Annotated in this window: 6 protein-coding genes; 4 read left to right on the top strand and 2 right to left on the bottom strand. The window is 68.9% G+C overall.

Translation table 11 applies throughout. The annotated features are described in order from the left end of the window. Positions 1–49: 49 nt before the first annotated feature. From EII35_RS09710 to EII35_RS09725, 4 genes are read left to right on the top strand one after another with little or no spacing between them, the layout of a single operon-like run. Positions 50–340 carry a hypothetical protein gene (locus EII35_RS09710; RefSeq protein WP_148098939.1) on the top strand — a complete coding sequence of 97 codons (291 nt, stop codon included), beginning with the start codon at positions 50–52 and terminating at the stop codon, positions 338–340. A gap of 8 nt (positions 341–348) precedes the next feature. Beyond that, positions 349–1,638 (top strand): glycosyltransferase family 2 protein, encoded by a 1,290-nt coding sequence (locus tag EII35_RS09715; protein ID WP_221739724.1) that lies wholly within the window; start codon positions 349–351, stop codon positions 1,636–1,638. Positions 1,639–1,650: 12 nt separating this feature from the next. Then, positions 1,651–2,556: a PIG-L deacetylase family protein gene (locus EII35_RS09720; protein WP_125228273.1), complete on the top strand. Its 906-nt coding sequence runs from the start codon at positions 1,651–1,653 to the stop codon at positions 2,554–2,556. Then, complete coding sequence (locus EII35_RS09725; RefSeq protein ID WP_125228274.1) at positions 2,553–3,404, top strand: ATP-grasp domain-containing protein; 852 nt, start codon at positions 2,553–2,555, stop codon at positions 3,402–3,404. The genes EII35_RS09720 and EII35_RS09725 overlap by 4 nt, the downstream gene beginning before the upstream one ends. Before the next feature lie 24 nt (positions 3,405–3,428). On the opposite strand, the gene purM is transcribed toward EII35_RS09725, so the two are convergent. Both purM and purF read right to left on the bottom strand, forming a co-directional pair. Then, positions 3,429–4,469 (bottom strand): phosphoribosylformylglycinamidine cyclo-ligase, encoded by a 1,041-nt coding sequence (gene purM, locus EII35_RS09730; RefSeq protein WP_125228275.1) that lies wholly within the window; start codon positions 4,467–4,469, stop codon positions 3,429–3,431. After that, on the bottom strand, positions 4,466–5,980 hold the full coding sequence (gene purF / locus EII35_RS09735) for an amidophosphoribosyltransferase (RefSeq protein WP_125228276.1): 1,515 nt from the start codon (positions 5,978–5,980) through the stop codon (positions 4,466–4,468). Before purF ends, purM begins: the two co-directional genes overlap by 4 nt. Positions 5,981–6,353: the final 373 nt, after the last annotated feature.

Consider the following 6,353-nt stretch of genomic DNA (forward strand, 5'->3'; position numbering starts at 1 on the left):
TTCGACAGGGACGCTTACCAGAGGGGGTCGGACAACCATGCACCATGCGATGCTCGTGGTCGCTTTCGTCGCCCTCGCACTCGTGTTCACCATGACCGAGCTCCACATCCGTCGGCGACTGCGGCAGTTCCGCCGGGTTCAGCTGTTCTGCTACAGCAGCTCCTACCTCGGCGCGATGGCCAACGCCTCGTGCCTGCTCCACGACCCCCCGGAGGCCTTCCGCCACTGGAGTGTCCTCCTCGGCGTCGCCTGCGTCGCCGTGCAGATCCTGCTCCTGATGAGGGGCTGGACCAGGTCCCGCCTGCCGATGCGGGCGCTTCCCGCGGAATCCACCCAATGAGCCCCCTCATGACGGCACTCGCCGTGGTGGCCCTGCCCGGCGTGCTGCTCGGATTCGTCCACTGGGTGTGGTACCCGTTCTCGGTCCTGTTCGAGTTCCGCCAGCACTCGCCGGGAGTGCTGTACCGGGGGGTGCGGGTCAGCGTCATCATCCCCGCCTACAACGAGGGGGTCGTGCTCCACGCATCCGTGGCCTCCGTCCTCGACAGCGGCTACTCCAACCTGCAGGTCATCGTCGTCAACGACGGCTCCACCGACAACACCTGGGAGATCATGCAGGCCTTCGCGGCCGACCCCCGGGTCGTGCTCATCAACAAACCCAACGGTGGCAAGGGGTCGGCCCTCAACGCGGGCATCGACGTCGCCGACGGTGAGGTGCTGCTGTTCGTCGACGCCGACGGACTGTTCACGAAGACCACCATCCCCAGGCTCCTCGCCGGGTTCCGGCACCACAACGTCGGAGCCGTGTGCGGCAACGACCAGCCGATCAACGTCACCGGTCCCCTGACCCGACTGCTGGCGCTCATGACCCACGTCGGCACCGGCCTCACCCGTCGCGCCCTCGCGTTGCTCGGGATCCTGCCGATCGTCTCCGGCAACTCGGGCGCCTTCCTCGCCCGGGTGGTGCGGGAGGTCGGCGGGTTCAGGACCGACACCCTCGGCGAGGATCTCGAACTGACATGGCGGGTCCAGTTCGCCGGGTACGACGTGGAGTTCGCCCCGCGGGCCCTCGTCCTCGCCGAGGTGCCCTCCACCCTGCGGGGCCTGTGGAAGCAGCGGGTCCGTTGGCAACGCGGCCTCATCCAGACCGCGCGCATCCACCGTCACCGCGCCCTGCGCCTGCCGCGCAGCCGGTTCGACTGGTACCTACCACTCAACCTGCTCTCCATGCTCATCGCCCCGGTGCTGCAGCTCATCGCCCTCGTCCTGTTCCTCGCCGTCCTCGCGACGGGGGAGCTCCGGATCGAGTCGTGGTGGGCGGCGGTGCTGCTGCTCGGCCTCGAGGTGACGCTCGGAGCGGCGGTGATCGCCCTGCTTCTCGACCGGGCATGGCACAACCTGCCCCTGCTCATCGTCCTTCCCCTGTGGCTCCCGTTGGGCCTGTTCCTCTCCGCCGCCACCGCACGCGCCATCTGGGCCGAGCTGCGGGGCACCGCGTCGACCTGGAACAAGCTGGAACGCACCGGCGTCCGCAACCGGACCGCCAAGGAGGAGCCGCTCGATTTCGAGGTGGGCATCGAACCACCCCCACAGTCTGGAGTCAACGCCCCAACTCCGCCCCTCACCGTTGCTCGTTGAAAGGAACACATCGTGTCGGACCCACTGGTGCATCTCACCCTGATATCCCTGCACATCCTCGCCGTGTTCCTGTACACACTGGGAAGGGTCAACCTGGCCCGCCGGATCAGCCACTACCGGCTGCTGAGTCGCTTCGCCTGCATCAGCGCCGGGGTCATGATCCCGGCCAACCTCGCCTGCCTGTCCACCCCCAGCGGGACCATCCACCCGTTGACACAGTCCTTCTCCATCGCCTCATTGCTGGCTCTCGCCGCCCTCACCTGGTACTTCCGGCACCCTTCCTGCAAACAGGACCCCTCGCGCGTCGTCCTGGCCATCGGCGCCCATCCCGACGACCTGGAGCTCGCCTGCTCCGGAACACTGGCCCGCCTGGTCGACCACGGCCACCGGGTCCACGCGCTGGTCATGACGCACGGAGCGATCGGCGGCGACCCGAGCATCAGGCCCGATGAGGCCCGCGACGGGGCACGTTTCCTCGGCCTGACCTCCTGCGACCTCCACGACCTGCCCGACACCCACCTCGCGGAGAGCAGCCACACCATGGTCTCCCTCATCGAGGCCGCCATCGCCCGGCACAACCCGCATCTCATTCTCACCCACTCCGCGAACGACCAGCACCAGGACCACGTCGCGGTGCACTGGGCGACGCGGCGGGCCGCGCGGAACCATCCGGCGATCATCTGCTACGAGTCCCCGTCGGCGACCCCCGCCTTCTGCCCCCACGCCTATGTCGACGTCTCCGGGTACCTCGACACGAAACAGATGGCGGTGGAACTCCACAAGGACCAGTCCGCCAAGCCCTACATGGCGAACTCCGTCCTACAGGGGATGGCGACGTTCCGCGGCAGGCAGGGACGCATGGACGACGCGGAGGGCTTCGAGGTCATCCGGCTGCCGCTGTTCGGGGGCATCCTGTGATCCGCGTCCTCGTCACCGGTGCCTGCGGACCCGCCGGACGGTCCCTGCTCGACCAGCTGTCCGCCCGCGGGGTGACCGCAGTCGGCTGCGACATGATGCCCGAGCCGCGGGCCGACGGCATCGAGGTCCTCGGTGTCCTGCCCGCCCGCGACCCCGGCTACCTCCAGGATCTGGACCAGCTGGTCCTCGCCCAGAACGCCACCCTCCTCATCCCCACCGTCCAGGAGGAACTCCCGATCGTCGCCGAGGACCCGCCGTTCCAGGCGCTGATCTCCTCGGAGGAGACGATACGGATCTGCGACGACAAGTGGCTCACCGGCCAGCACCTGGCAGCTGCCGGGGTTCCGGTGCCCGCCACCGTCCGCGCCGAGTCCGCACTGCCTGCCGACATCGCACCCCTCGGCCTACCCGTCCTCAGCAAGCCACGTGTCTCGCGCGGTGGCCGGGGCGTGGAACTCCACGACCAGCTCAACACGATCCCGAAGGAGCAAGGCGTGCTGCTGAGCGAGTTCGCGCCCGGCACCGAGTACTGCGTGCAGATGCTGCGGGGGCTCGGCCAGGACCTGTGCGTCGTGCTGGAGAAGACCGCGCTGCGGGAGGGACGTGTGGGCAATGCCGACGCGGTGCGTCGCGTCGAGGTGCCGGATGTGGCCGAGGTGGCGACGGCGGCCTGCGAGGCCTTGGGGATCCGTGGCCCGGCTGACCTCGACATCCGACGCCGCGATGACGGCACCCCGCTCGTCATCGAGGTCAACGCCCGGTTCGGGGCCCAGAGCGCCCACGCCCCGGAGATCATCGACGCGGTGCTCGCCTGGCACGTCGCCCGCAGGGCAGCGGCCGAGGTGTGACAGGGGCGCCCTCTGAGACGACCTCTAAACCAGTTCAGCCACGCCGTCGCCGTCGTGGTCCTCGATCCGGCCGAGGACCCAGGCGTCAATCCCCCGGTCGTTGAGGAGGGTCACGGCCCGGTCGACCTCGGTGTCGGGAAGCACCGCCACCATGCCGACCCCCATGTTGAGGGTGGCCTCGATGTCGGGCTGGGACACCTTCCCGACCTGCTGGACGAGCTGGAAGATGGCGGGCGGGGTCCAGGAGTCGCGGCGCAGCACGGCCCGTTTGCCCGCCGGGATGACGCGGGCCAGGTTGTTGGCGAGTCCGCCGCCCGTGATGTGGCTGAAGGCGTGGCACTCGACCTCACGGATGAGGGCGAGCACGTCGAGCGCGTAGACCCGCGTCGGGGTGAGCAGTTCTTCACCGAGAGTGCGGCCGAGCTCGTCGACGTGGCGGTCCAACGACCAGCCCGCCTCCGTCAGCAGCACGTGCCGGACCAGCGAGTAACCGTTGGAGTGGAGGCCCGAGGAGGCCAGCGCCAGCACCACGTCCCCGGCGCGGATGCGGTCGGCGCCGAGGATGGCGTCCCGCTCCACGACCCCCGTCGTCGCACCCGCGATGTCGTACTCGTCCGGGCCGAGAAGACCGGGATGCTCCGCGGTCTCGCCACCGACGAGGGAGCACCCGGCCGCGACGCAGGCGTCGGCGATCCCGGAGACGATGGCCGCGATGCGTTCAGGCACCACCCTGCCGCAGGCGACGTAGTCGGTGACGAACAGCGGCTCGGCCCCGCAGACGACGAGGTCGTCGACGAGCATCCCGATGAGGTCGAAGCCGATGGTGTCGTGCTTGTCGAGGGCCTGGGCGATCGCCACCTTCGTGCCCACCCCGTCGGTGGAGGTGGCCAGCACCGGATGGCGGTAGTCCTTGAGGGCGGAGGCGTCGAAGAACCCGGCGAAACCGCCGAGGCCACCCAGCACCTCGGGACGTCGGGTGCGGGCGACGGAGGCCTTCATGAGGTCGACGGCGCGGTCCCCCGCCTCGATGTCGACCCCGGCGCGGGCGTAGGCGGATGGGCTCATCTGACCTCCTGGGTTGGGGTGGCGAGGGCGTCGAGGTCATCGACCCCTTCACATGCGGCCTCGCGGAGCAGCTGCTCCTGACCGCGGGGCACCTCGATGGGGTATCGACCGTCGAAGCAGGCCCGGCACAGCTCGGACGGGGCCTGGTGGGTGGCCTCGGTGAGGGCGTCGAGGGAGATGAAACCCAGCGAATCGGCCCCGATGGACCGGCAGATGGCGTCGACGGTGAGTCCGGGAGCGATGAGTTCGGCCCGGGTGGCGAAGTCGATGCCGTAGAAGCAGGGCCATTCCACGGGTGGTGAGGAGATCCGGACGTGGACCTCCTTCGCCCCGGCCTCACGCAGCATCCTGACGAGGGCCCGCTGGGTGTTGCCGCGCACGATGGAGTCGTCGACCACCACGAGCCGCTTCCCTGCGATGACCTCCTTCAAGGGGTTGAGCTTGAGCCGGATCCCGAGTTGGCGGATGGTCTGGCTGGGCTGGATGAAGGTGCGGCCGACGTAGGCGTTCTTCACCAGCCCGAGCCCGAAGGGGATGCCCGATGCCTCGGCGTAGCCGACCGCCGATGGGGTCCCGGAGTCGGGGGTGGGGATGACGAGGTCGGCCTCGACGGGATGCTGCCGGGCGAGGATCCGGCCGATCTCGACACGGGTGGCGTGGACGGAACGGCCGGAGATCGTCGTGTCGGGACGGGCGAGATAGACGTACTCGAACAGGCAGCCCTTGGGAGCGGCATCGGCGAAGCGCCGACTGCGCAGGCCCGCCTCGTCGATGGCGATGAACTCGCCGGGTTCGACCTCCCGCACGAAGCTGGCCCCGACGATGTCGAGGGCGGCGGTCTCGGAGGCGACCACCCAGCCCGCCGCGAGCCGTCCGAGGACGAGCGGCCTGACCCCTTGTGGGTCGCGTGCCGCGAACAGGGTGGTCTCGTTCATGAAGGTCAGGCAGAAGGCCCCCTTGAGGCGGGGCAGCACCTTGAGGGCGACCTGGTCGATGGGTTCGTCGCCGAAGGAGGCCATGAGGGCCGTGACGAGCGAGGTGTCGTTGGTCGAATCCATGGTCTTCTTCTCCGGAACGCGGAGTTCCGGGTCCAACTCATGGAGCCACTCGGCCAGTTCCTCGGTGTTGGTGAGGTTGCCGTTGTGGGCGAGCGCGATCCCGCCGCGATGGGTGGCGCGGAACGTCGGCTGGGCGTTGTGCCAGACGGAGGCCCCCGTCGTTGAGTAGCGGGTGTGGCCGATACCGAGCCTGCCCTTGAGGGAGCTCAGGGTGGCCTCGTCGAAGACCTGGGAGACGAGCCCCATGTCCTTGAAGACGGTGATCCGGTTGCCGGTGGAGACGGCGATGCCGGCGGATTCCTGGCCGCGGTGCTGGAGCGCGAAGAGCCCGTAGTAGGTCAGCTGGGCGACGTCCTCGGCGGGCGCGAACACCCCGAAGACGCCGCAGGCGTCCTTGGGCCCGTGGTCGACGGGGTCCAGATCCAGGGAGAGTCGTCCGTCCGGTCGCAGCACGCGTTCAGCCTATCGCCCTCACCCCGGAAACCCTGCACATGCGCGGCGGATGCCTCGCGGGAGCGCTGACAGGGCACTTGCGCCGCGTATTTGCAGGTCTACCCGGAGTCTCCAGCTCACCCGCATCCTTCACCCGCTCAGCGAGCTGCACCACCGGAGCTCCAGGTTGCGGGCCCGAAACTGTCTTGGCGCGGGTTCGCCTGTGCTGGGTGTGGCTCGCCTGCCTTGACGGCGGCTCGCCTGTCCAACTAGACAGGCGATTTGAATCGGCAGGCGTTTCCGATGTGATGTCTCAGGAGATCGGTGACAGTTCTGCCTCAGGACATCGGTGACGTTTCTTGTGTCAGGACATCGGTGACGGAGTGGGTGTAGA

Source organism: Arachnia propionica (assembly GCF_003932785.1).
In the GTDB taxonomy this organism is placed as follows: Bacteria; Actinomycetota; Actinomycetes; order Propionibacteriales; family Propionibacteriaceae; genus Arachnia; species Arachnia propionica_B.